We start from the raw sequence: 23939 nt of genomic DNA on the forward strand, positions 1-23939 counted from the left end.
TGCCTAACCAACGAGGGATTGTGAACATGACGACGAGTGAAGCCCCGTCGGTTTTTCGGAAAGTGGTCGGTTCCTGGGAGCCGAAACCAGTCGTGATCGATGGCGTCCTCGGTCCCTGGCCGGCGGTGGCACTGGCGGCACTCCTGGGGTCTCCTTCGGTAGGAGAGGGCGACGTCCTCCCGCCGTTGTGGCACGAGGTCTATTTGCGACCGGCACTCACTGCCGCGGAACTCGGTCCCGACGGCCACCCTGCTCAGGACATGTTGGTTCCCGATATCGCCAATCGCCGCAGGATGTTCGGCGGCGGGCGCATCGCCGTGACAGGTTCGATCAGGATCGGCGACAGCGTTCGTCGCGTCAGCGAGATCGACTCGATGAAGATCCGCGAGGGGCGCTCCGGCTGGATGCTTCTGGTGACGGAACGGCATCAGCTGTTTGTCGACGGACAGCTGTGCGTGACCGACGAACGCGACATCGTGTACCGGTTGCCTGCCGGCGTCGAAGCAGGCACTGCCACTGTCCCGCGCAGCGTTCCTGCGCCGGAGGCGTCGATAGGTTTGTTGCCCGACGAGCGGTTGCTGTTCATGTTCAGCGCGCTCACCTACAACGTCCACCGCATTCATTACGACCGGACCTACACGACCGAGGTGGAAGGGCATCCCGAACTTGTAGTTCACGGTCCGCTGATCGCTCTGATGGGATTGGAAGTTGCCCGTCGCGACAGTGGAAGTCATGTCGTCTTCAGCAGCTATCGGCTCCTCGCGCCCGCATACTGCGGTCAGCGGATCGACTTCCAGATCGACGGACGCGAGGCCGGTTCCGTTACCGTCACGGCGTCCCAAGGTGGGCGGAAGTGTCTGTCCCTGAAAGTATTCGAGCACGAACCGCGTCCGTGACCCCCCACTTCTGCCGATCGTCGGCAGTCGTGGGGGGGGGTGAGGACGTGATCAGATCGCGAGTCCGCCACGCCTGACGAGCTGCTTTGCGATGACACCCTGCTGAATCTCGTTGGTTCCCTCTCCGACGATCATCAACGGCGCGTCCCGAAAGTATCGTTCGACGTCGTACTCGGTCGAGTAGCCGTATCCACCGTGAACGCGAACGGCGCCGAGCGCAATCTCCATGGCGGTTTCGGACGCGAACAGCTTGGCCATGCCGGCTTCCATGTCGCAGCGCTCGCCGGAGTCCACACGTTCGGCGGCATCGAAGAGGAGGCTGCGTGCGGCATACAATTTGGTTCCCATATCGGCCAAAAGGTTTCCGACCGACTGATGCTGCCAGATGGGCTTTCCGAAGCTTTCGCGTTCCTGCGCATATCGAAGCGCATCCTCGAACGCTGCGCGTGCCACGCCGGTTGCACGCGCTGCTACCTGCATCCGGCCAACCTCGAGACCTTTCATCATCTGGGCGAAGCCCTTGCCTTCTTCGCTGCCGAGGAGCGCGTCGGCAGGCACCCTGCAGTCGGTGAAGTTCACCTCGCAGCTCTCCACGCCCTTGTAGCCCAGCTTGGGAAGGTCCTTGGAGACGGTCAAGCCGGGAACCTTCTCGACCAGCAGAATGGAAACTCCTCGGTGCGCCGGTTCGGCCGACGGATCGGTCTTGCACAACAGGGCGATCAAGCCGGCGCGACGGGCATTGGTGATCCATGTCTTGCTTCCGTTGACGACGTAGCCGTCACCCTCGGGTCTGGCGACGGTACGCATCGCCTGCAGGTCCGATCCTCCGCTCGGCTCGGTGAGCGCCATCGTGGCTCGCAATTCCCCAGTTGCCATGCGCGGCAGATACTTCTGCTTCTGTTCCTCGGTCCCGAACTGCACGATCAGCTTGGCCACAACAGTGTGTCCACCCATTGCGCCCGCCAGGCTCATCCACCCTCTGGCGAGTTCCTCGGTGACCTGCACGTAGCAGGGCATCGACACTGTGCCGTAGCCGTACGGTTCGGGGATCGCGAGACCGAAGATACCGATCGCCTTCATCGTGTCGATGAGTTCTTCCGGGTACTCGTTGGCGTGCTCCAGGTCATGCGCAGTGGGCTTGACCTGCTTCTCGACGAAGTCCTTGACGGTCTTGACCAAGGCGGATTCCTCGGCATTCAACGTGAACATTGGTGACCCTTTCAACAGAAAATATAATTTGCTCAGACATCGAGACCCGCTGTCTGGCTGTGGTTCGACGGTCATTTGGACGGAGGAGGCGACTCATCTGCCTCGAAACCTCAGTACGATTCTATACAATGTCGTACAGTACCGTTGCGTTCTCGAGTCGACCAGAAGGAGATTTCCTTGACGCTGTTCATAGTCACGTACGCGCACCCCGACCCAGAGGGCTGGCGACAACATCTCGCTCCACATCTGGAGTGGATAGCCGAACAAGTCAGCGAGGGAACTGTTCTGGCGTCGGGGCCGACACCGCCGGACGATGATTCGTCCCGCACTGCCGCGTTGCTGTTTCGCAGCGAGGACGAAGAAGCCCTCGATCGATTGCTTCGGACCGACCCGTACGTGATACGCGGACAGGTGGCGAATTTGACGGTAGTGCCTTGGGATCCCATCTTCGGCGTCTTCAACGACCTGTCGACCAGGGCAGGAGAATCTGCGAACGCGATCATCGAAAGCGTCGTCGATCAGTTCGGTCCTGAACATACGACTCGACCCGGGTCGAAGTAACTTGCCCAGCGCTCTCGCGCTCCGACCCATACAAGATCAGGAACTTTGACAATGCCTACCGACACCATGCGCCAGTTCTCCCTCGACGATCGCTATCTTCGCCAGGAAGGAGGTATCTACCTCACCGGAATCCAAGCTCTCGTACGCACACTTCGCGACCGTGCACTACTCGACAGTCGGCGCGGCCTGGTGTCCTCGAGCTTCGTTTCCGGGTACGAGGGCTCACCTCTGGCCGGATACGACCTCGAGATCATGCGACGACAGAAGTTCCTCGCCGACTCGCGAGTGGTGCATCGACCGGCCGTGAACGAAGAGCTGGCGGCGACATCCGTCGCCGGAAGCCAACTTGCACGACAAGCCGGTACGTTGAAAGTCGACTCCGTCACCGGATATTGGTACGGGAAAGCGCCCGGGCTCGATCGCGCCAGCGATGCCATTCGCCACGCGAACTTGATCGGGACCGATTCGAAAGGCGGCGTGGTCGCGCTCGTCGGCGACGATCCGGCAGCGAAGTCGTCCACCTATCCCTGCTCGTCCGAATCTGCTCTTGCGGATCTGTACATCCCTACGCTGTATGCGGCTGATTCCCAGGACATGCTGGACCTCGCCGTGCACTCGGTGTTTCTCTCTCGGTTCACCGGCCTGTGGTCGGCGCTGAAAGTTGCCACTGCGGTGGCAGACGGTGCCAGTACTGCAGATGTACATCCGCTTCGACTCGACCCCACCTTCGGCGAACTCGGTGCGAGCACCCATGTCCCATCGGCCAAGCTCATGGGCACAAACCTCGCGGCTCTGGAAGAGAGTCAGATCTCGACCAGATTGCCCCGAGCAGTCGAGTACGCGCGTCTGAACGACCTCAATCGTGTCGTCGTGAAAGGTGCCTCGGACCGAATCGGCATCATTGCCAGCGGCAAAACGTACCTCGATGTGCGCGATGCACTGACAATACTCGGTCTCGACGATGGGGCTCTGAACAAGTTCGGTATTCGCATTCTAAAATTGGGCATGATCTACCCACTCGATCCTCGAGTGGTCAGCGAGTTCGCCGACGGTCTCGACGAAATAATCGTGGTGGAGGAGAAGCGGTCCTTCATCGAAACGGGCGTCAAAGAGATTCTCTACGGTCGCGTGAACGCGCCCGCCATCACCGGCAAGATCGATTCCTCCGGTCTCACCCTCTTCCCTGCCAATGGTGAACTCGATGTCGACTCGGTGACCACCGGACTCGCCCGAAGGCTCGGCAAACAGTACGAGATCGAGCCGGTATCGAAGTGGCGGGACAGACCACGGAACCGCAGGATCATGCTGCCGATCATGAACCGGACGCCGTACTTCTGTTCGGGGTGCCCACACAACTCGTCGACCAAAGTCAATGAAAACACCATTGTCGGTGGCGGAATCGGTTGTCATGCAATGGTTCTGGTCATGGACGAGAGCCAGGCGGGCGACGTTCTCGGAGTCACCCAGATGGGTGGCGAGGGTGCCCAATGGATAGGGATGGCACCCTTCCTGGAAGAGGATCACTTCGTTCAGAACGTCGGTGACGGTACCTTCATGCACTCGGGAAGCCTTGCGCTTCGCGCCGCTGTCGCATCCGGAGTGAATGTCACCTACAAGATTCTGTTCAACGCCACCGTCGCCATGACCGGAGGTCAGGACCCCACCGGTGGTATGCCGCTGGATCGTTTGGTCCAGTTGCTTAAGGCCGAGGGCGTGTCGAAAATCGTCGTGACAACCGAAGATCGACGCCGAGTGAAATCCTTCAAGCTACCCAAGGACGTCGGTGTTCGCGATCGAGACGATCTCGCCGAGGTCCAACGCGAATTGGCGACGGTCAGCGGTGTGTCCGTACTTATTCACGATCAGGAATGCGCTGCTGAAAAGCGCCGTAAGCGTAAGCGTGGGACCATCGACACCCCGGCGGAACGCGTCGTCATCAACGAACGGATCTGCGAGGGCTGCGGCGACTGCGGCGCGAAGTCCAACTGCCTGTCCGTTCGACCGATTGCCACCGAGTTCGGCCGCAAGACCGAGATTCACCAGTCGTCCTGCAATCTCGACTTCTCCTGCTTGGACGGTGATTGCCCATCGTTCGTCACCGTCGTTCCGGGTGTGGCCGAACAGAAAGCACCGGTGGCCGACCTCGATGCAGGCCACCTTCCTTCACCCGAGCGCAAAGAGAAAATCGACGAATTCGACATGCGCATTATGGGCGTCGGTGGAACGGGCGTCATCACCGTGGCCCAGATTCTGGCCACTGCAGCCGTGCTGGACGGGCTCGATGTGCGGAGCCTCGATCAGACGGGTTTGGCGCAGAAAGGTGGTGCGGTGATCTCGGACATCAAGATGTCGGCGACGGCGCACGAACGCTCCAACAAAGTCGGTGCGGAATCGTGCGACCTGTATCTGGTGTGCGATTCTCTTGTCGGAACCGAACCGGGAAATCTCAAAGTGGCGTCGCGGCTGCGAACATCGGCCGTGGTCTCCACCACCGAGATCCCCACCGGTAAGATGATCGTAGACACGTTGGTGTCGTTTCCGGAGCAGTCGACCATTCGGTCGACAATCGAGAATGCCTGTGCGCGAACGTTCTACCTCGATCCAGGCACACTCGCAATCGAGCTCTTCGACGACGAGCAGTACTCCAACATGATTGCTGTCGGTGCAGCATTTCAAGCAAGCACGATGCCGTTGAGCACCGAGGCCGTGGAACAGGCGATCACCCTCAACGGTGCATCGGTCGCGGTCAATCTGCAGGCGTTTCGGCGGGGACGGCAAGCCGTTGCCGATCCGGATGCTCTGCGCCGTGATCTCGATGCTCGCACGCACAGCGCGGCTTCGAGCATCCCGATGGCGTTGTCGAATTTCGCCCTCGAGGCGATCGGCTCGATCACGCAGGAACGAACGGGTCCACTGGTCGATCTTCTGGAGGCCCGTGTCGATGATCTCGTGGCATTCCAGAACCATGACTACGCAACTCGTTACTGCACAACGATTGCGCAGGTACGCACCCTGGAGAACGCGGCCGTGTCTGGCTCGGAAGATCTGACCCGGGCCGTCGCCCGCTACCTGTACAAGCTGATGGCGTACAAGGACGAGTACGAGGTGGCGCGCCTGGCACTGGATCCACAGTTCGATGCCGAGCTTGCTGCCGGTTTCGGGCGTGGCAACAAGGCCGCCATCAGGCTGCACCCGCCCGTTCTTCGTGCCCTGGGAATGAAGAACAAACTCTCTCTCGGACGCAACTTCCGCCCGGCACTGCGAACGCTCGTCGCACTGCGACGCGTCAGAGGAACCAAGCTCGATGTGTTCGGCTACGCACACGTTCGGCGGCTCGAACGTGAACTCGTTGTCGAGTACACCGACACCGTGCTCGAGCTTGCTCGTCATCTCACCCCAGAATCGTTGGCCACTGCGGTCGCGATCGCCGAGTTGCCGGACATGGTGCGCGGATATGAAAGCATCAAGACCGACAATGTCGCGCGTTACCGAAGCGCCCGCGCAGAACTGCTCACGTCGCTCTCAACTTCCGTCCCTGCTCTGGCCGCTCTCGCCGCCGGCTGAGATGTACTTTCCGGCATCGAGCCCGCTCGCTGTGAGCAGCAAGCGGGCTCGATGCCGAAGAGATCGGATCAGAAGACTTTGCCCGGATTGAAAAGTCCGAGGGGATCCATGGCGGTTTTGATCGCGCGATGAATGTCCATCACTGGGCCGGGCAGCTCCTGCGCCAAACCGTCCTTCTTCAACAGCCCGACGCCGTGTTCACCGGTTACGGTACCCCCGAGCTCGAGCGCTTCGGTGATGATGTCGGAGAACGCGGCTTCGGCGCGGGTCCTCCCGTGTTCGTCACCGTGCCGAACCAACAGCATCGGATGAAGGTTTCCGTCGCCCGCATGGGCGACGTTCGCGATGACGGTGTCATGTCGCTGTGCGATCGCTTCGATCCTCGCCAACATGTCGGGCAACGCCATTTTCGGGACGCACACATCCTCGGTCATCACACGCCCCAACCGTTCCATCGCCGGGTACGCGAGCCGCCGCGCCTCGAACAGCGCCTCGGCTTCGTTGGGATCGGTGGACACCGCTGCCCAGGTCGCACCGGACTTCTCGAAGCACTCGAGTATCGCCTGTGCCTCCTGGTCTCCTTCGACTCCGGGAGTGTCGCTGCGGCCCAACAGGATAGCGTTTGTCTCGGTGGACAATCCCATCTTCTTCCACTCGTCGACGGCGACCAGGCATTGGCGGTCGATCAGTTCGAGCGCCGCCGGCGTCAGCCCTGAAGTCGCAATGGCAGCGACTGCGCGTCCTGCGTCGACCAGTGAATCGAAGTACCCCGCAACGGTGCGAGAGGGAGGAGGAGCCGGCAACAGCCGGACCGTCACCTCGGTGATGATGCCGAGCGTCCCCTCCGACCCCACCAGCAAACCCACCAGGTCGTACCCGGCAACGCCTTTCGCTGTTCGTCTACCGACGCTGACCACATCACCTGTACCTGTGACCATTCGAAGACTGAGAACGTAGTCACGGGTGACTCCGTATTTGACGCAGCAGATCCCGCCGGCGTTGGTCGCGACATTACCGCCGATGTTCGACCAGGCGGCACTCGCCGGGTCCGGCGGGTACCACAGACCTTGCTCGAGACATGCTCGACGTAGATCGTTGTTGATAACTCCGGGACCCACTACGGCCAGTCGCTCGTCGACGTTGATCTCTTTGATGTCGTCGAGTTTGTCCAGGACCAGCACGATGCATCCCGGTGTGGCGTTCGCGCCACCGGACAAACCCGTTCCTCCCCCACGCGGCACGATGGAAATCGAGTACTGCAGACACACTTTCACCGCCTGCTGTACTTCGAGTTCGGTGTGCGGGCGAACCACTGCCAACGGTGTCACGAACGGTGCCCACTGTGCTTCGTCGTGCGCGTAGGCGTTCATCACGTCGGCATCGTCGATGACGCGGCCGGCCGGCAGGGTTGCCGTCAGCGCATCGATCGCTTCTACGTCTCGAGCAACGTCGACGCTCATCGAAGGACACCGACTGTGTCTTCGTCAGTCTCATATGCCTGCGGTGGTGGTGGCACCGGGCAACCGAACGCAGCGAAGGCCCACGGTGAGGCTCCGACGAACAGTGGATCGTGCCCATCTCCTCGGGTAGAGGTGATCAGGCTGATGTCACCCGCCTCGGCGCGGCAGAGGTTCTCCGCATCGCGGATGTACGCCGCACCCGGTACTCCGGATCGATGGAACATCAGTGTCCATGCACGAGTGGGGAGACGACGTGTGCGATCCTCGATCCATCGTCGCAGTAAATCCCGATTCGCCGTTCGTTCGGCATTGGTGACGAATTCGATGGGGGCCGCCGAGTTCCCGTGAGGTTCCAGCACGGATTGCAGTGCGGCCCACTCGTGATCGTTCCGCACGTCGAGCGCCACCCACCCATCCTTGGTCCGGTATGCCCCTGCGGGGGCGTACTCGGCTCGCTCGCTGAGATTCGTCGGTTCCTCGGCACCCGCGAGCGCCGAGGCCATGGCGACCTGCTCGGCGAACAGTGCGGTACCGAGCATGGTGTTGGACACCGTGGTGCCATTGCCGGTGCGGGCGCTGTGAACCAATCCCGCGATCATTGCCACCGCGTTCATCGTTGACGTCAATAGATCGAGAAAGCCGTTGTAGCGCAGCACTTCCGGCGTGGATCCGCGTCCGTTCGCCGCTGCGAATCCGCTGAGCGCTTGAATGTGGCCGTCCGTTGCCCGCCGCTCGGTGAATGGTCCCTCGGTGCCGTAGCCGGTAGAGCTGAAGGTGACGATCCGAGGATTCAAGGCCACGATGTCGGCCGGGGTCAGACCGAACCTCGCCATGACACCTGGCCTGAAATTCTCGGTGATGACATCGGATTCCCTTATGGCGCTTTCGAGTGCCGCCAGGCCGTCGGCCGTCTTGAGGTCGAGAACTCGTACTCGTTTGCCGAGATTGAGCGCAGCGTAGGTGGTGCGGCGCCCGTTTTGGTCGGGTTCGACCTGCTGAATCATGTCACCGGACGGGGACTCGATCTTGACCACATCTGCACCCAGGTACGCGAGCAGCGTGGCACCCCAAGGGCCCACGCCCGCAATGCCGAGATCGATGACCTTCACGCCGGCAAGAGGCCCCCCGGCCCCCGCCGAATCGAGTGGCTCGGAACTCGTGTGTCTGCCGGATTCAACCGGTGCCGTCGCGCAAGCGCTGCGAATCGGCGTCTTGACGGCCACGCCCACTGAGTCGGTCGTTGTGTGAAAAGGCTTCAGGCACTGTACTTGCGCAACATCGGGAATGTGAGAGAGCTGGGTATACGGAACCGAGATACCCCTTGCCCGCTGGACCGCCAGACCCACGTCGTGTGCACTCATCGTCCCTATGGCAGCGTTGATCGCGTCCCGGTATCGAGTTGCATCGTCACCGAAGCCGGCAATGTCCGACGGTGTCAGATCGGTCATGTCGATGTCGAGCCCAAGCTCGCCTTCGAGCAGATCGTAGGCGGGCATCGACACGGCGCCCAGATCGAACGAGATCGGACCATCAGCGGCTCGATACGGAACTTGCACCGGTCCCGTCTCTGCGTTGCAGTGAAATCCGGTCCACGCGTCGGGACAATGTTGTGCTGCCCACGTCAACGATTTGATCGACGCGATCGATCGGGTAGCGGACACGTCGACGACGGTTCTGACTCCGGTCCGCTCTCGCGCGAACAGCGCGGCGAGGATGGCCTGGGCGGCGAACGACGCCACCGCCAGCGAGGCGACATCTGCACGTACGCTGCGGGGGGAGTCCTCCACCGAACCCAAGTACCCGCACAGGCCGGTTGTCGCCTGTATTCCGTTCTCTCCCAGTCTCGTCGTTTCCCCGAATGCGCCATCGTGGATGTCGCACAGCACCAGATCCTCACGGCTGCGAAGCCACGCGAGCGATGTCGGATCCTGATGGGACTGCGGATGGTCGAACACAGCATCCGCAGTGGCCGTTGCCGCTGTGACAGCATTCTGGTACTCGACTTCCGACCGCGTCGTCACGATCTCCTTGCCCATCGAGCAGTGGCGGTGGGCCAATGACACATCTTCGTGACGTGGCTCGAATCGGCGAAGCCAATCTCCCTGCGGAGGTTCGATCTTCACCACTCTCGCTCCTAGATCCACCAGTATTCGACCGCAGAGCGAACTTGCGAGCCCCTCTCCGAGCTCGATGATTTCGAGCCCTTCCAGCAGGCAATTGTCGGCGTGCAATTCGTTCATTTATCGGCCCGGCCTTCCATCAGCGGCGTCCACGCGGAAACGGCATGTGCCAGTCGTGTGACCCGTACCGACAAATCGGTCCGTGAAGTCAACGACGGCACTGTGTCTTGAATCACTACTAGAATGATACAATCATATAGAATCTAGCCCTCGCAACCCTGGAAGTGCCAGCTCTAACCCCGCAGAGGGTGAGCGTGTTGTCTAGTTTCTATACAACTCCCGAAAATCCCACACAGGAGGAACCATGTCCGCAACGTTCGACTCGACTGTCGAGACGGATCGCACCGCATTCTTCATCGACGGCCAGTGGGCCTCGCCGGCGTCGGACCGGTCGCACGTCGCTATCGAGGCCGCTACCGGCGATGCCTTGGGAACGGCAAGTCTCGGAACAGAATCCGATATGGACGCAGCCGTCGGCGCGGCGCGAGCAGCCTTGGACAACGGTCCATGGTGTAGAACCAGCGCTGCAGAGCGGGCCGCTGCGATGAATCGATTTGCAGACGCACTCGATGCACGTGCCGATCAGATCAGCGCCCTCGTCAGCCGCGAGAATGGAATGCCGATCGCACTGTCCTCGGCGTTCAATGGCGCAGCGCCCGCGGGACTTCTGCGGATGTACGCCGGTTGGATCACCGACTTTCCGCTCGAGGAAGTTCGGGTGAGTGCAGCCGGTTCGACGATCGTCCGGCGTGAACCTGTTGGCGTCGTCGCCGCGATCACACCGTGGAATTATCCTCAGATCCTGGCCATGACAAAGATTGCCCCCGCGCTGGCAGCCGGCTGCACGGTCGTCCTGAAGCCTTCCCCGGAAACAGCACTGGACTCCTACCTCCTTGCCGACGCCGCAGTCGAAGCGGAGCTGCCACCCGGCGTTCTGAACATCGTGCTGGCAGGCAGAGAAGTCGGAAGCTATTTGGTATCGCATCCGGGAGTCGACAAGGTCGCCTTCACCGGCTCGACTGCCGCAGGCCGAGTCATCGGAGCTGAGTGCGGTCGGCTGATCCGCCGTGTGACGCTGGAACTCGGCGGTAAGTCGGCATCCATCGTCCTCGATGACGCCGACCTCGGCACCTTCGTGCAGGGCTTGGATGGTGCGTCGTTCATGAACAACAGCCAGACATGCACCACGCAGTCCAGAATCCTCGCTCCCCGATCCCGCTACGAAGAGGTCGTCGATGCCGTCGCCGGCTACGCGTCTGCAATGACCGTCGGCAACCCCCTCGACCCCGCTGTCACCTGTGGGCCGATGGCGAGTGAGTCGCAATTGGCTCGCGTGCGGCACTTCATCGACGTGGGAATCGCCAGCGACGCTCGTCTGATCACCGGTGGCGGGACACCTCGCGGCGATGGCCGCGGTTGGTTCGTGGAGCCGACCGTGTTCGCAGACGTGCAGAACTCCGACGAGCTGGCTCGGGAGGAAGTGTTCGGTCCTGTGCTGGCGATCATTCCCTACGATGGCGACGACGAGGCGGTGAAGATCGCCAACGACAGCAACTACGGGCTTGCGGGCTCGGTGTGGACCACGGACGAAAGCCGTGGCCTCGACGTGGCCCGACGAGTACGTACCGGAACGATCGGAATCAACTACTACAGCCTCGATCTGGGTGCTCCGTTCGGGGGAATGAAAGACAGCGGTATCGGACGGGAGCTCGGTCCCGAAGCGCTGAGCAACTACCTCGAATACAAGTCGATCTTCGCCAGTTCGGCGATGGTCGGTCAGTGATGACCGACTCGACGACAATCGGACAAAATGGATGAACGGACAACGCTGATGGGCACGCTCGATGGTGTGAAGATCGTGGAGTTGGCGGGCCTCGGCCCGGTTCCCTTCGCGGCCATGATGATGGCCGACATGGGCGCGGACATCGTCAGAATCGATCCCCCGACCCAACCTCCGTCGGGGGACACCGAGGACATCGCGTGGATGGGAGACAAAGAAACCCCAATCTGGCGCGGTAGATCGGCTGTTCAACTCGACCTCAAGACCACTGGCGATCGAGAGCGCGCGATGGAACTCATAGCGAACGCCGACGTGATCCTCGAAGGATTTCGTCCGGGCGTCATGGAACGGCTGGGTATAGGACCGGACGACTGCCATGCTCGCAACGAAGGCCTGATCTACGCCCGCATGACAGGCTGGGGACAGACAGGACCGATGAAGGATGCTGCAGGCCATGACGTGAACTACTTGGCCCTCAGCGGGGTTCTCCGGTACATCGCTCGCGAGGGCGAGCGTCCGCTCCCACCACTCAACCTATTGGCCGATTTCGGGGGCGGCGGAATGCTGTTGACCGTCGGGGTGCTGTCCGCGCTGATCGAACGAAACCGATCGGGCATGGGACAAACGATCGACGCCGCGATGCTGGACGGGTCGGCACTGCTGATGACCTCGATCATGGGGTGGATGAATCGCGGTTCATGGGTCGAACCACCCGGCACCAACGTCATCGATACAGGGGCACCGTTCTACGAGGTGTACACCACCAAGGACAACCGCCACATGGCCTTCGGTTCGGTCGAGCCCAAGTTCTATCGGGAATTGGTGCAAGTGTTGGACATAGACCCCGAGGTGCTCTCACCTCAATTCGATCGATCGCGTTGGCCCGCAATGAAGCTCGTTTTTGCCAATGCGGTTGCACAACGAACCCTCGAAGAATGGACCGAAGCCTTTCAAGGGCACCAGGCCTGTGCGACAGGAGTGTTCGACATGAAAGAAGCTGCGGCACATCCGCACAACGTCGCTCGTGGTACTTTCCTCGAGATCGACGGTGTACTGCAACCGGCACCCGCTCCCCGGTTCGATCGAACGCCGAGCACGGTACAGCCGCCACGAACCGATGAAACAGTGGACACGGTGCTGTCACGGTGGTCCGAACACCGATAACGCTTCGGTGCGGGTTGCTCCGGCGAAGCAACCCGCACCGATAGCGCTTACCGTGGGAAGTGCGCCTCGATACGACCGAGGTCAGAACGGAACGAGAACAGCGCGACCGACAACGTCGGAATTCCCGATTGCTCTGTGCGCCCCGTCGGTCTGCGCCAGTGCGAACGTTCGGGTCACAGGCCGCACCGCCCCGGCGGCTACCAGATCCAGTGCCCGACGGAAGCTCGCCGTAGTGGTAGATGCGGACCCCGTGACAACCGCTTCCTTGAAGAACACAAACGCGGGATACAGCGAAATCTTCTCTCGTTCCAGTTGCCCGGTGAACACATACCGACCACGCCGGCGCAATGACCTGAAGCAGCCGTCGAAAACGTTCGCGAGTCCGACGTTGTCCAGAACCACCTCGGCACCCGCACCGCCGGTGAGTTCGAGCACCTGTTCTGCGATACCGGCAGACGCGACCACCACGTCGTCGGCACCGTATGCCGTGAGTAGGTCGGATTTGGCGGGGGAGGAGGTCACTGCAATCACCCGGGCACCGAGATGCCGTGCGATCTGCATGGCGTGCAGGCCCAGTCCACCCCCCGCGCCGGTGATCACGACTGTTTCACCCGGCTGCACACGGGCGACGTCCTCGAGCGCCTGGACACAACTTCCGACCGCGCAGGCCGAGACCGCAGCCGCAGCCATATCGACGCCGTCCGGGACCTTCATCAGGACGTCCTGTTCCAGCGCGACGTATTCGGCGTACCCGCCGTAGACGAAATTTGCTTCGGAGCAGGCCAATTCGTCTCCGGAGCGGCATTCCCGACAGGTGCGGCACGTATGATGCTGCTTGCCGGCCACGAGATCACCGGCAGTGAAACCACGGACAGCGGCGCCGGTTGCAACCACCTCTCCCGCAATTTCGTGACCGAGAACTACTCCCGCGCCCACTTTCGTCAAGCCGGCGCGGTCGGCCACGTCATGGCCGCAGACTCCGCAGGCCAACACGCGCACGACCACCTGACCGGGCGTGGGAGTCGGGTCGGCCACCGTGCGATAACTCAGCACATCCGGACCACCGTTACCGGTCATGACGACAGCATGCATGTCATCTCTCCCTTCATTTCTTCTTGGAGGCATGTTCTCGCTGGGAGGCAGATGTCAGCGCGACTGGTCGGCGGTCTGTCGACTGTCGACATGGCGCTCTCCGATCAACCGTTTGCTCACCTTGCCGGTCGCCGTCAACGGCACCTCGCCGGGTGCCATCACCACGAAGAGCCCTGGCACCTTGTAGGACGAAACGCGTTCGCGCAACCAAGACCGCAACATCGATTCTGCGCCCTCCGAGTCTCCAGCTTTCCCGCTCAGAACGACTGCGCAGCAGAGGGTTTGTTCGCTGTCCGACTCCAGGGTCCAGCCGAACGCGTAGGCTTCGTCGACCCATGGGTGGCTCTCGACGAACCCCTCCACCTCGGCGGGGGAAATGGTGATCCCGTTGATCTTGAGGACTTCTTTCAGTCTCCCGGCGAAGTGCAGGCGACCATCGTTGTCGATCCAACCCAGATCACCGGTTCTGAACCACCCGTCCGCCGAGAACGACGAAGAATTGGCGACGTCGTCGTCGAGGTAGCCTGGCGTGACACATCCTGACAGTTGGATCTCGCCCAGTAGCTGCGAGTCACCCGGCACCACCTCCATGTCGGTCACGGGATCGATGCAGCGAATCTTGTGTGTGGAGTTGATCGTGCCCTGAGTGTGCAGAACGACATCCAGAGGATCGCCGGGCTCGGTGACGTTGCAGTTCCCGTACGACTCTGTGAGTCCGTACACGCTGGAAGCGCCTGTGACGCCCAGAGTTTCGACTGCAAGGCGCTTGTCCTCCGCACTGAACCCCACCGGCCCGGTCCGCAACGAAGAGATATCGAATTTGTTGTGAGCGTCCGCGGCGACGAGGGCCCTGGTCATCGGCCCCAGCCCGTAGTACACGGTACATTTGTGGTCTTCGATGAACTGTGCCGATGCCGCGGCATCGAACCGCTCCTCCAGACACAACGGCACTCCGTGTGTCAGCGCCACCGGCAGTGCATTGACACATCCGAACCCGAAGAACATCGGAGCCGCGAACCAGATCTTGTCTTCGGGCGTCAACGTCCACCGGCGGCCCATCTGATACGGATTGGCAACCAGGCCGTCATGATTGACGACGACAACTTTCGGCTCAGCACTGCTGCCGCTGGTGAACACGTACATCGATACATCACCGGGTGACACCAGCGTCGAATGTTCCGGAGTCAGGCGCGGGAGCTGCTCGAACCCGTCGGGCAACTCACCCTTCGTCCAGAAGAATGTTCCGAGCCAGCCGTGGGAAACATCGGCTTCGAGTAGGTCGGCATCGGCCAACATCCCGCGATAGTCGGTGCCGTAGAACTCGGGTGACGCCACGATCGCCGTCAACTTCGCCTTCCGACGCGCTGTCGCGAGCTCCGCGGTTTTGTACCAGGTGTTCAGTGGCGCAGCAACGAGCCCTGCGTAATTCAAGGCCAGCATCGCCGCCGTCATCTTCCAGCCGTTGGGCATCAAGATGCCCACCGCCGAACCCCTCGGCAATCCCAAAGCGTGGAACGACGCGGCCAGGCTGCGGACGCTCTCGGCGAATTCGGCAGCGGTCATGGTTCGGTCCTTGGTCACCAACAGTGTGCGACCGGGGTACGCCCCCGCATACGCGTCAAGCACTGCAGGAAGGGTCGCCGACCTCGTGAGCTCGTACGGAGTCAGCGCCTCGCTGACGTGTCCGGTGTTCATAGTCGTCATCTTTCTGAAGAGATCGGTCAACGGATCACGCGCGGGAGGCGTCGTGCCGGGCCATCGGAAATCTGCGGGAAACTTCTTGGCTCCCATACTCAGCGATTCTATATAATAAAACCAGTTGCGAGGTCATTTTGGACATAAACCTCATCCAGTCCCGCTCAAAGCAGTGCTTGACAAGCATAGTGATACACACCACTATATAGAATCGTAGCTCCGAAGCGGCATTCACCTCCGGACCGCTGCCCTCCTCGACCTCGGCCAGCCGAGCATCATCTGCCACGAACCATCCTGCTCAAGGGGACCTCCTATGGGATCACAGCCACCGAATCCGCCCGCCACGACAGCAGACCGACGTCGACTGGTCGTAGCCGGGTTAGCAACAAGTACGATCGAGTTCTACGACTTCATGCTGTACGGAACCATGGCCGCGCTCGTGTTCAACCAGGTCTTCTTTCCGTCTTACAGCCCCGCGACAGGCACGCTCGCGGCATTCGCAACCTTCGCGGTCGGCTTTGTTGCGCGTCCGATCGGCAGCATTGTGCTCGGCCGGATCGGGGACCGTGTGGGCCGAAAGAAGACCGTCATGCTCACACTCCTGATGATGGGCGGTGCCACCGTCGCCATCGGTCTGATACCCAGTTTCGAGAGCATCGGCATCGCTGCACCACTGATCCTGGTGACGCTGCGGTTCATTCAGGGTTTTGCTCTCGGTGGCGAAGTGGCAGGTGTTGCTTTGCTTCTCGTCGAGCATTCGGGCAAGTCCACGCGCAACCTTCTTGGAAGCATCGTCCACATGGGCGCTCTCGGGCTCATCCTGTCATCGGTTGCAACCTCGTTCTTCTCCCACATATCCGGCGATGCATTTCTCGACTGGGGATGGCGCATACCGTTTCTTCTCAGTGCCGTTCTGTTCGGTCTGTCGTTCTGGCTCCGCCGGTCCATCAGCGACAGCCCACAGTTCATCGCGTCCAACACCGATTCGGTACAGCAGCCCCGCCTGAGCCTCTCCGCCACCTTCGTTCGATATTGGCAGCCAATACTGTTGGCCACAGGGATCACCGGAGCCGGTGGTGTCGTCTATTACACCGTCTTCACCTACAGCGTGGGATACGCAACGGGCTCACTGGGTTACGACAGAAACTCGATTCTCAATGCCCTGATCGTGGCTGCTCTGCTCTATACGATCGCCGTTCCCTTTGCGGGCTGGCTGGCCGACAGATCCAGCGCCCGCACTGTTGTCCTGTTCGGCCTGACGTTCTCGATCGTCTTCGTGTATCCATTCTTCCTGCTGTTCGAGGCCGGCCCGATCGGCGTGTTCGTCGCGATGTCGGTGTACCTCTGCTTCACTATGGCACCGGTCAATGCACCACAGTTCGCGTTGTATGCGGGACAGTTCCCAGCACTGTCGCGATACACCGGAACTGCGCTGTCTCAGGCTATTCCAGCCGCTGCTATCGCTGGAACCGCCCCATTCGTGGCGCAGTATCTGCTCGGAGTAACCGGATCGAATACCTCGGTTGCCTGGTACATCGCGTTTTTGTCGGTGATCGCCCTCGGATGCATATCGGTACTCGGGGGCCGCCCCTCGCATTTGGACGACGACCTCACCGCGTCGCCGGTGTCCGCGGCACGGGCAAACTCCAGGCGTGTTCGGATCGAATCCGGCGAAGCGGACGGTATCGCATGACGAATCGTGGACAACGGCAGACAATACTGGCGATCTGCTTTCTAGGGCTCGCGTTCGAGGGTTACGACCTGGTCGTGTACGGAACGGTCCTACCCCAGCTGATTGCATCCGACGAATGGAACATCGGCCCGACACAGGCCGGACTGATCGGCACCATGACCGTGATCGGGATGCTGATCGGATCCATCATCTCGGGCACTCTGTCCGACATGCTCGGGCGACGCAGGCTCACCATCGTCTCCTGCGTGTGGTTTTCGATCTGGATGCTTGCATCGTCCATCGCACCGAATGCGCAGGTCCTCGGCGGAATGCGATTCTTCGTAGGACTCGGAGTAGGGGCGTTCGTACCGTTGGTTGCCGCACTGGCCGTGCAGTGCGCGCCTGTAGGAAAAGGTAACCGCTACAGTGCGATCGCGTGGTCCGGCTACCCTGTCGGCGGTGTCATCGCCGCACTGATCGGCTATTTCGTTCTCGAACCCCTCGGTGCCCGATTCCTGTTCGCACTCGGAGGGTTGCCGTTGCTGACGATCGTTCCGCTGATGATTGCTCGCCTACCGAAAGGTGACGTAGCTCTCGGCGTGAGTCGCGAATTCGACTCCGGCGCAACCAAGCCCATATCGACGGTGGTGTCAGGCTTGTTCACCCGTACCGTCCGACTGCGTACCGCCTTGTTCGGCGCGGTCAGTGCAGCGGGTCTGATCCTGACCTATGGACTGAACACCTGGCTTCCGCAACTGATGCGCGCCAACGGGTACGAACTCGGTTCCGCCCTCACCTTTCTCATCGCACTGAACCTCGGCGCAGCGGTGATGCCACCCCTGCTCGCAAAACGTGCCGACATCTCCGGCCCGGGCATCGTGATAATCAGTGTTTTTCTGGCCGCGTCGGCCAGCATTCTGGCGTTGTCGATTCCCATGCCCATTCTGATCGTGTATTGCTTGGTGTTCATCGCTGGCGCGGGAACCCTTGGTGCACAACTCCTGTTGCCAGGATTCGTTGCCACCGACTACCCGCACTCCACACGCGTCGCAGCATTGTCCTGGATCTCGATCGCAGGCAGAATCGGCGCGTTGGGCGGTCCGACACTGATCGGATTTCTGATCGCCAGCGGCAGCAGCACATCCACGAGCTTCTTCGTATTCGCCGCGTTCGGAGTCGTGGGTGCATTCCTCACCGCCCTGCTGAGCCGCCGCAGGCAGCCCGCTGCCCGACAGGTCTCGGCAGTACCGGCGACAACCGACAAAAGGAGTAGCGCACAGTGAACACACCGACAACATCCACCACCGTCGTGAGCGGGTTCGCCTTCACCGAGTGTCCACGATGGCACGAAGACCGACTCTGGTTCGTCGACATGCATCTCGAACAAATCGTTGTCGCGGACGTGCGAACTGGTGTCCACACGGTCATCGAGGTGCCCGGATCACCCGGTGGGATCGACTGGCTCCCGGACGGTCGACTTCTGGTGGTGATGATGGAGCAACGGCAGATCCTTCGGCGCGAGAACGACGGCTGGGCTATCCACGCGGACCTGTCGGCCACCGTGCCGACCACGCTGAACGATATGGTGGTCGACGCTTCCGGACGCTGCTACGTCGGCGAAACAGGATTCGATCCCCACGACCATCTCTCCGGCCCCGACGACATCGCACGGGTATCGGCAGGCACCTTCGAATGTCCAGTCCTCAGTCGAGTGTTCGTGGTGGACCTGGACGGGAGCTACCGAGAAGCGGCGTCCGGAATCGCATTCTCGAACGGAATCGTCATCGATGATCGAACCCGACAGCTGTTCGTCGCCGAGTCGTTCGGTTCGCAACTGAGCAGGTTCGATATTGCGCCCGACGGGACTTTGATCGATAGGGTGCGTCTTCCGCTCGGGTTCGCTCCCGACGGCATCGGCCTGGACGGGTGGGGGTGTATCTGGGTGTCCGATGTCTTCGGCAATGCAGCCCAACGCGTCACCGCGGCCGGAACGTTACTCGAACGTGTTCCGACTCAACAGCTCTGCCTTGCTTGTGTGGTGGGCGGACCGAGCGGCAACGACTTGCTGTTGTGTAGTTCACCGACGCTCGACCGCACCGAATGCCTTGAGAAGCTCGAGTCACATATCGAGTCGACAACCATCGGGCCGCCCGAGACGGCATGAAGTCAGCTGCCGAGAATTCCCTTGTCGTCCAGAAATTTCTGGAGAACCACGCCCGAGCGCTCGATGTGGACGCGCATCGCGGCCGCTGCCCGCTCGGGGTCCCTGGTCTTCATCGCCTCGAGGATTTCGGTCCGCTCGTCGGTCGGTGGGTACAGTCCGGTCGTCTCGTAGAACCTGTTGGGGACGTAGGACAGAGCGACAGCGAGCAGCATGGCGATCTTCGGCGAGTCGGCACTGTGGTTGATGAGGCGATGGAAGTCGCTGTTGAGCCGTTGCACTGCGACCCCGTCGCTAGCGTCGACGGCGACCACGAGCTCGTCGTGTACCCGCGCGAGTTCGTTCACCTGCTCCCAGCTCAGACGCGTCGCGGCACGCCTGGCGAGCTCGGCGGCGAGATCCGCTTGCACGCCGAAGATGTCGTCGATGTCGGACCGGCGCAGCTCCAATACCCTGAAGCCCTTCCGTGGTTCGAGGCGAAGGAAACCTTGACCTCGCAGCGCCTGCAGCCCTTCTCTGACCGGCGTTTGACTGACACCCAAGTGCGCCGCCAGAGTCTCCGTTCGAATGTACCGGCCGGCCTCGAATTTCCCGGTCATGATCTCCTCGCGCACGAAGGCCTCGACCTCGGCGGAGAGTTGCTTCCTCCCACCCACCTGCGCTGCGGCGGGCGACACTTTCTCGCTGTTCACACTCGGCCTCCTCGGCGCTCCGGCGACACATTCTTCGGGCTTGCGCCATCGAAAGCGCGCTCAGGAGGCATTCTATACAAAAGGAGGGATCATCGCTCAAAGCTTCGCCGCAGGCTTCGAAAGGTTACGCTCCTGGGGATTATTATATATAATATTTTTACTGAGCTCCGTGATCACTTGGTCGGTCCGGTCGACTACGAGAGAAGAGATGCGAGAAAAATGACATCAGCCAACGGACCGAAGGGAACAAGCGCCATCGTTGGCGTCGGCACCACGCCCTTCGGCAAACTACCCGGATACTCCGCCGACGACCTCGGCAGCTGGGCTCTGTACGAAGCGCTCAGTGATGCAGCGTTGACGGTCAAGGACATCGATGGACTCATAGTGAACCGCGTGAGTTCATACGAGGCTGTCGCCGCCAATCTCGGCATCCAGCCCAGCTGGATGGCTCAACTCCCATCCGAGGGAAGGATGTCCGGCACGTCGATCGAGATGGCAGCCATGGCGATTTCTACCGGTCTGTGCAGGCGTGTTGCGTTGGTGTACGGCAACAACGGGCGGTCGGCAGGTGCCACCTACGGAGGCGTTGTCGGCGAAGCTTACGGAACGTCTGCGGATCTGACTGCCCCGTACGGCTTCACATCCCCCGGCGCGTTCTACTCCATGATGTACCAGCGTCACAAATACTTGTACGGCACCACCGACGATCAGCTGGCGACAGTGGCGATGACATTCCGTCACAATGCCTCACTGAACGAGAATGCCGTCATGCGGAGGCCGCTCAGTCTCGACGAGTACCACAATTCCCGCTATATCGTCGAACCCCTGCACGTCATGGACTATTGCCTCATCAACGACGGCGGCGTGGCCTTGATCATGTGCGCCGCAGACGAAGCCGCCGACTACCCGAACCCACCCGCTTATGTCCTGGGTTATGGACAGCAAGGGCAGCTGATCAATTCCGACTTCCCTCCCGGGGACAATTGGTGTGATGCCACCCGAGCCGTCGGGGAGCGCACCTACCGCATGGCGGATGTGAAGCGCGCCGACGTGGATGCATTGATGGTGTACGACAACTTCAGCCCCAATGTGTTGTTCGCGCTCGAAGGGCTTGGATTCTGCGAACAGGGCGAAGGTGGCGATTACATCCAGGGCGGCCGAATCGGTATCGGAGGCGAGCTACCTCTCAACACCAGCGGCGGCCATCTCTCCGAAAGTTATATGCAGGGATGGGGACTCACGGTCGAGGCAGTGCGTCAAATACGGCGGACGTGCGGTGCGCGTCAATTGGAACGGACCTCGATCATCCAGTACGTCTGCCCCTCGCCGGTCGTTTCCTCGATAATCTACGGATCGGATTATTAGAATGAATTCTCCAACAGTGCCTTTCACTCCGGCATCCAAACTGCTGAAACCGTACTTCGAGGCTCTCGATCGGCACGAACTGATGACCACTCGTTGCTTCGGGTGCGGGGTGACCCAGTTTCCCCCTCGGGCGGCCTGTAGCAGTTGCGGGGCTTTCGGTTCATTCGAGTGGATCGAATCGACAGGGAGAGGAGCGATCTGGACTTTCGGTGTATTTCACAAAATGTACTTTCCGAATTTCGGTCCGCTGCCGTACAACGTGGCCGTGGTCGAGCTCGACGAAGGAACCAAACTCATCACCAACATCGTCGGATTGGACAACACGGAACTGACGATAGGCATGCGTGTCCGCGCTGCATTCGTGGACATAGACGGCCACACGGCCGTCCGGTTCGAGCGCGACCAGGTTGGCACCGACCCCAAGGAAAGTAGGACCCGATGACGATGCAGGAAGCGCCAGCGTCGCTCGAACTTCCCGATGGCGCGATTGTGCTCGCAAGCGGTGTCGGATTCACCGAAGGACCGGTCAAGATCGACGACACCTCGATTGCGGTGACCAGCATCAATCGCGGTCACGTCTATCAGGTTCCCTTGGATGGATCCGGGCCCACACTGTTGTGCGAAACCGGAGGTGGTCCGAACGGACTCGCCCTTGGCCCCAGCGGTGAATTGTGGATCACCCAGAACGGCGGAACTGCGATGCCTTCGCGCTCGAAACTCCCGGCCGCGCCTTCGCTGCAGCGATGGGCAAACGGCACTCTGAGCGTCGAACTGTCGGGAACGGTGTCTGCGCCCAGCGACTGCGTTATCGGTCCTGATGGTCGACTGTGGTTCACCGACACCGCCGAGCATGCAATCGGCGAGGTCAAGCCCGGGCGGCTGCACGCATACGATCCGAAGACCGGCGATCTCGAAACGCAGTTCGATGGACTCATGTTTCCCAATGGCCTGGCTTTCGACAGCACCCGTGGCAAGTTGTACGTCGCCGAAACGGCAACCGACTCCGTTCGCCGTTACGACGTCACCGAGAAAGGATGCACGCCGGACGGATGGGCCGTTACCCTTGAGCGAGGCCGCCCGGACGGCATGGCAGTCGATTCCGCCGGTTGGCTCTGGATCGCCGGCAGCTCCGGCGACAACGTTGTGGCCGTTGATGATCAAGGCGAGATCTGTCATGAAATTCTGTTCGGCAACCGCGTGCTCGTGACCAGCGTGTGCTTCGCAGGCGCAGCGCTCGACCAGATGATCGTGACCATCGCAAAAGGCGGAACCGTCGTATCGATCCCTGCCATTCACACCGGCCTTCCGCTCCCGGTCACTGCACTGTGAGCGCCGACGATGTCCGCGGCAAAGTCGAACGGGTGTACGGGAGCGTCAGTCGGCAATGGGAACTGCTGATCGAACTGGACCTCGTATTCGCCGAGGCCTATGCCGAGTACCTGGACGCTGCGTTCTCGGCCGCTGAGCTCGATCCTCACATTCGCGAGCTTCTGCTGCTGGCCCACGACGCATCGATGACAGTGCTTGACCAGCACGGGGTCGACGAGCGAATTCGGAGAGCACTCCAACTCGGAGCGAGTCGACGCGAGATACTCGATGTCCTCGAGCTTCTTTCGATGATTTCCACGCACAGCCTCGCTATCGGCTTACCGCTCGCCTTCGACCCAGAGGACTACGGTGTTCCAGAATCGACGAGCGGAGGGTATTGGGACGCATTCGAGGCCCCATTTCCCGGTGTACACGGGATGATGAGCACGCACACTCCACGCCTGTTTTCTGCCTATCGCTCGATGGGAAAGGTGCTGTGGCGAAAGGACGGGCTCGCACCGAAGTGGCGCGAATTGACGTTGGTGGTTGCCGATCTCTCGACCACCCACTTGTACGGTGCCGGTGCGAAGCTTCACATCGACAATGCCCGACGCTATGGCGCTACAGATTCGGAAATCGTTGCTGCAGTTGCCCTTACCATTCCTTTTTCGGCCAACACCATCGAATTGGGTCTGCGCGCGCTGAGCAACGTCGAGAGCGCGGCTGCATCCGTGTCGAGCGTCGGTCCTGAGGATTGGTAACGCCGGAAAACGACGCTGAGGATCGTCCGAAGCCGCCACAGAAGTGTTCTGGGCAGTCTGCGACTCGCCATTTCCTGAGGTCGGTGCCGGGGTGTCGATGAGTTCGCGAATTTTCTTTACCCGGTCTATCAAACACTCGTCGTATTCTCGGTACCCGTTGTCGAGTCGACGCGGGCTGATCAGGCCCTGTTCTTGGTAGTAGCGAAGAATTCTCGGCGGGACGCCTGTCGTGCTCGCCAGCTCTCCGATGCGCATTGCTCCTCCTGACGATTTGACCTTCGCACTAATGGCACGTTGACGATGGGTGAGTCGGTAGTTGCGTGCGGGGTGGGGTCGCTGATGCCTTGCTCTTCGGTGTCACGAGCGTGTCACATGTCGG

The 23939-nt window shown here is 61.0% G+C and carries 18 protein-coding genes and 1 pseudogene; 12 read left to right on the forward strand and 7 right to left on the reverse strand.

Translation table 11 applies throughout. From position 1 onward, the window contains the following. Positions 1 to 26: 26 nt before the first annotated feature. Positions 27 to 896, forward strand: coding sequence for a hypothetical protein (locus CH306_RS28305; RefSeq protein ID WP_143544561.1), 870 nt, complete (start codon positions 27 to 29; stop codon positions 894 to 896). Positions 897 to 947: 51 nt separating this feature from the next. Here the strand turns inward: CH306_RS28305 and CH306_RS28310 are convergent, their stop codons facing one another. Next, a complete protein-coding gene (locus tag CH306_RS28310; protein WP_094648512.1) occupies positions 948 to 2105 on the reverse strand; it encodes an acyl-CoA dehydrogenase family protein in 1158 nt (385 codons plus the stop codon). Between the two features lie 177 nt (positions 2106 to 2282). Here CH306_RS28310 and CH306_RS28315 point away from each other — a divergent pair, with 177 nt between their 5' ends. Together CH306_RS28315 and CH306_RS28320 are read left to right on the forward strand one after the other, a co-directional pair. Then, a complete protein-coding gene (locus CH306_RS28315; RefSeq protein WP_179272992.1) occupies positions 2283 to 2666 on the forward strand; it encodes a YciI family protein in 384 nt (127 codons plus the stop codon). Positions 2667 to 2717: 51 nt separating this feature from the next. Next, entirely contained in the window at positions 2718 to 6230 is a 3513-nt protein-coding gene (locus tag CH306_RS28320) for an indolepyruvate ferredoxin oxidoreductase family protein (RefSeq protein ID WP_179272991.1), read from the forward strand. A 68-nt stretch (positions 6231 to 6298) separates the two neighbouring features. Here CH306_RS28320 and CH306_RS28325 read toward each other — a convergent pair whose 3' ends face one another. Together CH306_RS28325 and CH306_RS28330 are read right to left on the reverse strand one after the other, a co-directional pair. Then, positions 6299 to 7690, reverse strand: a complete 1392-nt coding sequence (locus CH306_RS28325) for an FAD-binding oxidoreductase (RefSeq protein WP_094648510.1) — start codon at positions 7688 to 7690, stop codon at positions 6299 to 6301. Next, positions 7687 to 9930, reverse strand: a complete 2244-nt coding sequence (locus tag CH306_RS28330; protein WP_094648509.1) for a CaiB/BaiF CoA-transferase family protein — start codon at positions 9928 to 9930, stop codon at positions 7687 to 7689. Before CH306_RS28330 ends, CH306_RS28325 begins: the two co-directional genes overlap by 4 nt. A 244-nt stretch (positions 9931 to 10174) precedes the next feature. Here CH306_RS28330 and CH306_RS28335 point away from each other — a divergent pair, with 244 nt between their 5' ends. After that, a complete protein-coding gene (locus tag CH306_RS28335) occupies positions 10175 to 11653 on the forward strand; it encodes an aldehyde dehydrogenase (protein WP_094648508.1) in 1479 nt (492 codons plus the stop codon). Positions 11654 to 11680: 27 nt separating this feature from the next. Beyond that, a complete protein-coding gene (locus tag CH306_RS28340; RefSeq protein ID WP_094648507.1) occupies positions 11681 to 12814 on the forward strand; it encodes a CaiB/BaiF CoA transferase family protein in 1134 nt (377 codons plus the stop codon). A gap of 81 nt (positions 12815 to 12895) precedes the next feature. Here the strand turns inward: CH306_RS28340 and CH306_RS28345 are convergent, their stop codons facing one another. Beyond that, positions 12896 to 13906, reverse strand: coding sequence for an alcohol dehydrogenase catalytic domain-containing protein (locus tag CH306_RS28345; RefSeq protein ID WP_179272990.1), 1011 nt, complete (start codon positions 13904 to 13906; stop codon positions 12896 to 12898). Between the two features lie 54 nt (positions 13907 to 13960). Beyond that, the gene (locus CH306_RS28350) at positions 13961 to 15697 is read right to left on the reverse strand and encodes a class I adenylate-forming enzyme family protein (protein ID WP_256981297.1); all 1737 of its coding nucleotides are present in this window, start codon (positions 15695 to 15697) and stop codon (positions 13961 to 13963) included. A gap of 217 nt (positions 15698 to 15914) precedes the next feature. Between CH306_RS28350 and CH306_RS28360 the strand changes: the two genes are divergently transcribed. Genes CH306_RS28360 through CH306_RS28370 form a run of 3 tightly spaced genes read left to right on the forward strand, consistent with a single transcriptional unit; the run spans position 15915 to position 19437 of the window. After that, on the forward strand, positions 15915 to 17294 hold the full coding sequence (locus tag CH306_RS28360) for an MFS transporter (protein ID WP_094648503.1): 1380 nt from the start codon (positions 15915 to 15917) through the stop codon (positions 17292 to 17294). Next, a complete protein-coding gene (locus CH306_RS28365) occupies positions 17291 to 18556 on the forward strand; it encodes an MFS transporter (RefSeq protein ID WP_179272989.1) in 1266 nt (421 codons plus the stop codon). The genes CH306_RS28360 and CH306_RS28365 overlap by 4 nt, the downstream gene beginning before the upstream one ends. Beyond that, positions 18553 to 19437, forward strand: a complete 885-nt coding sequence (locus CH306_RS28370) for an SMP-30/gluconolactonase/LRE family protein (protein ID WP_094648501.1) — start codon at positions 18553 to 18555, stop codon at positions 19435 to 19437. The genes CH306_RS28365 and CH306_RS28370 overlap by 4 nt, the downstream gene beginning before the upstream one ends. A gap of 2 nt (positions 19438 to 19439) precedes the next feature. Here CH306_RS28370 and CH306_RS28375 read toward each other — a convergent pair whose 3' ends face one another. Beyond that, on the reverse strand, positions 19440 to 20126 hold the full coding sequence (locus CH306_RS28375; RefSeq protein ID WP_256981296.1) for a GntR family transcriptional regulator: 687 nt from the start codon (positions 20124 to 20126) through the stop codon (positions 19440 to 19442). 219 nt (positions 20127 to 20345) lie between these two features. Between CH306_RS28375 and CH306_RS28380 the strand changes: the two genes are divergently transcribed. Genes CH306_RS28380 through CH306_RS28395 form a run of 4 tightly spaced genes read left to right on the forward strand, consistent with a single transcriptional unit; the run spans position 20346 to position 23560 of the window. Further along, positions 20346 to 21491, forward strand: coding sequence for a thiolase family protein (locus tag CH306_RS28380; RefSeq protein WP_094648500.1), 1146 nt, complete (start codon positions 20346 to 20348; stop codon positions 21489 to 21491). A 1-nt stretch (position 21492) separates the two neighbouring features. After that, complete coding sequence (locus tag CH306_RS28385; protein WP_256981295.1) at positions 21493 to 21933, forward strand: Zn-ribbon domain-containing OB-fold protein; 441 nt, start codon at positions 21493 to 21495, stop codon at positions 21931 to 21933. Further along, positions 21930 to 22820 carry an SMP-30/gluconolactonase/LRE family protein gene (locus CH306_RS28390; protein ID WP_094648499.1) on the forward strand — a complete coding sequence of 297 codons (891 nt, stop codon included), beginning with the start codon at positions 21930 to 21932 and terminating at the stop codon, positions 22818 to 22820. The genes CH306_RS28385 and CH306_RS28390 overlap by 4 nt, the downstream gene beginning before the upstream one ends. Next, complete coding sequence (locus CH306_RS28395; protein ID WP_094648498.1) at positions 22817 to 23560, forward strand: carboxymuconolactone decarboxylase family protein; 744 nt, start codon at positions 22817 to 22819, stop codon at positions 23558 to 23560. Before CH306_RS28390 ends, CH306_RS28395 begins: the two co-directional genes overlap by 4 nt. A gap of 105 nt (positions 23561 to 23665) precedes the next feature. On the opposite strand, the pseudogene CH306_RS28400 reads toward CH306_RS28395, so the two are convergent. Next, positions 23666 to 23815, reverse strand: a pseudogene (locus tag CH306_RS28400) (MerR family transcriptional regulator); the annotation flags it as partial. Positions 23816 to 23939: the final 124 nt, after the last annotated feature.

The sequence above is a fragment of the Rhodococcus sp. 15-725-2-2b genome, from assembly GCF_002259075.1.
GTDB lineage: Bacteria > Actinomycetota > Actinomycetes > Mycobacteriales > Mycobacteriaceae > Rhodococcoides.

Excerpts from the sequence above, each read along its gene's own strand:
- CH306_RS28305 (WP_143544561.1), top strand. The coding sequence starts at position 27 with ATGACGACGAGTGAAGCCCCGTCGGTTTTTCGGAAAGTGGTCGGTTCC.
- CH306_RS28310 (WP_094648512.1), bottom strand. The coding sequence starts at position 2,105 with ATGTTCACGTTGAATGCCGAGGAATCCGCCTTGGTCAAGACCGTCAAG.
- CH306_RS28320 (WP_179272991.1), top strand. The coding sequence starts at position 2,718 with ATGCCTACCGACACCATGCGCCAGTTCTCCCTCGACGATCGCTATCTT.
- CH306_RS28325 (WP_094648510.1), bottom strand. The coding sequence starts at position 7,690 with ATGAGCGTCGACGTTGCTCGAGACGTAGAAGCGATCGATGCGCTGACG.
- CH306_RS28330 (WP_094648509.1), bottom strand. The coding sequence starts at position 9,930 with ATGAACGAATTGCACGCCGACAATTGCCTGCTGGAAGGGCTCGAAATC.
- CH306_RS28335 (WP_094648508.1), top strand. The coding sequence starts at position 10,175 with ATGTCCGCAACGTTCGACTCGACTGTCGAGACGGATCGCACCGCATTC.
- CH306_RS28340 (WP_094648507.1), top strand. The coding sequence starts at position 11,681 with ATGGATGAACGGACAACGCTGATGGGCACGCTCGATGGTGTGAAGATC.
- CH306_RS28345 (WP_179272990.1), bottom strand. The coding sequence starts at position 13,906 with ATGCATGCTGTCGTCATGACCGGTAACGGTGGTCCGGATGTGCTGAGT.
- CH306_RS28350 (WP_256981297.1), bottom strand. The coding sequence starts at position 15,697 with ATGGGAGCCAAGAAGTTTCCCGCAGATTTCCGATGGCCCGGCACGACG.
- CH306_RS28360 (WP_094648503.1), top strand. The coding sequence starts at position 15,915 with ATGGGATCACAGCCACCGAATCCGCCCGCCACGACAGCAGACCGACGT.
- CH306_RS28365 (WP_179272989.1), top strand. The coding sequence starts at position 17,291 with ATGACGAATCGTGGACAACGGCAGACAATACTGGCGATCTGCTTTCTA.
- CH306_RS28380 (WP_094648500.1), top strand. The coding sequence starts at position 20,346 with ATGACATCAGCCAACGGACCGAAGGGAACAAGCGCCATCGTTGGCGTC.
- CH306_RS28385 (WP_256981295.1), top strand. The coding sequence starts at position 21,493 with ATGAATTCTCCAACAGTGCCTTTCACTCCGGCATCCAAACTGCTGAAA.
- CH306_RS28390 (WP_094648499.1), top strand. The coding sequence starts at position 21,930 with ATGACGATGCAGGAAGCGCCAGCGTCGCTCGAACTTCCCGATGGCGCG.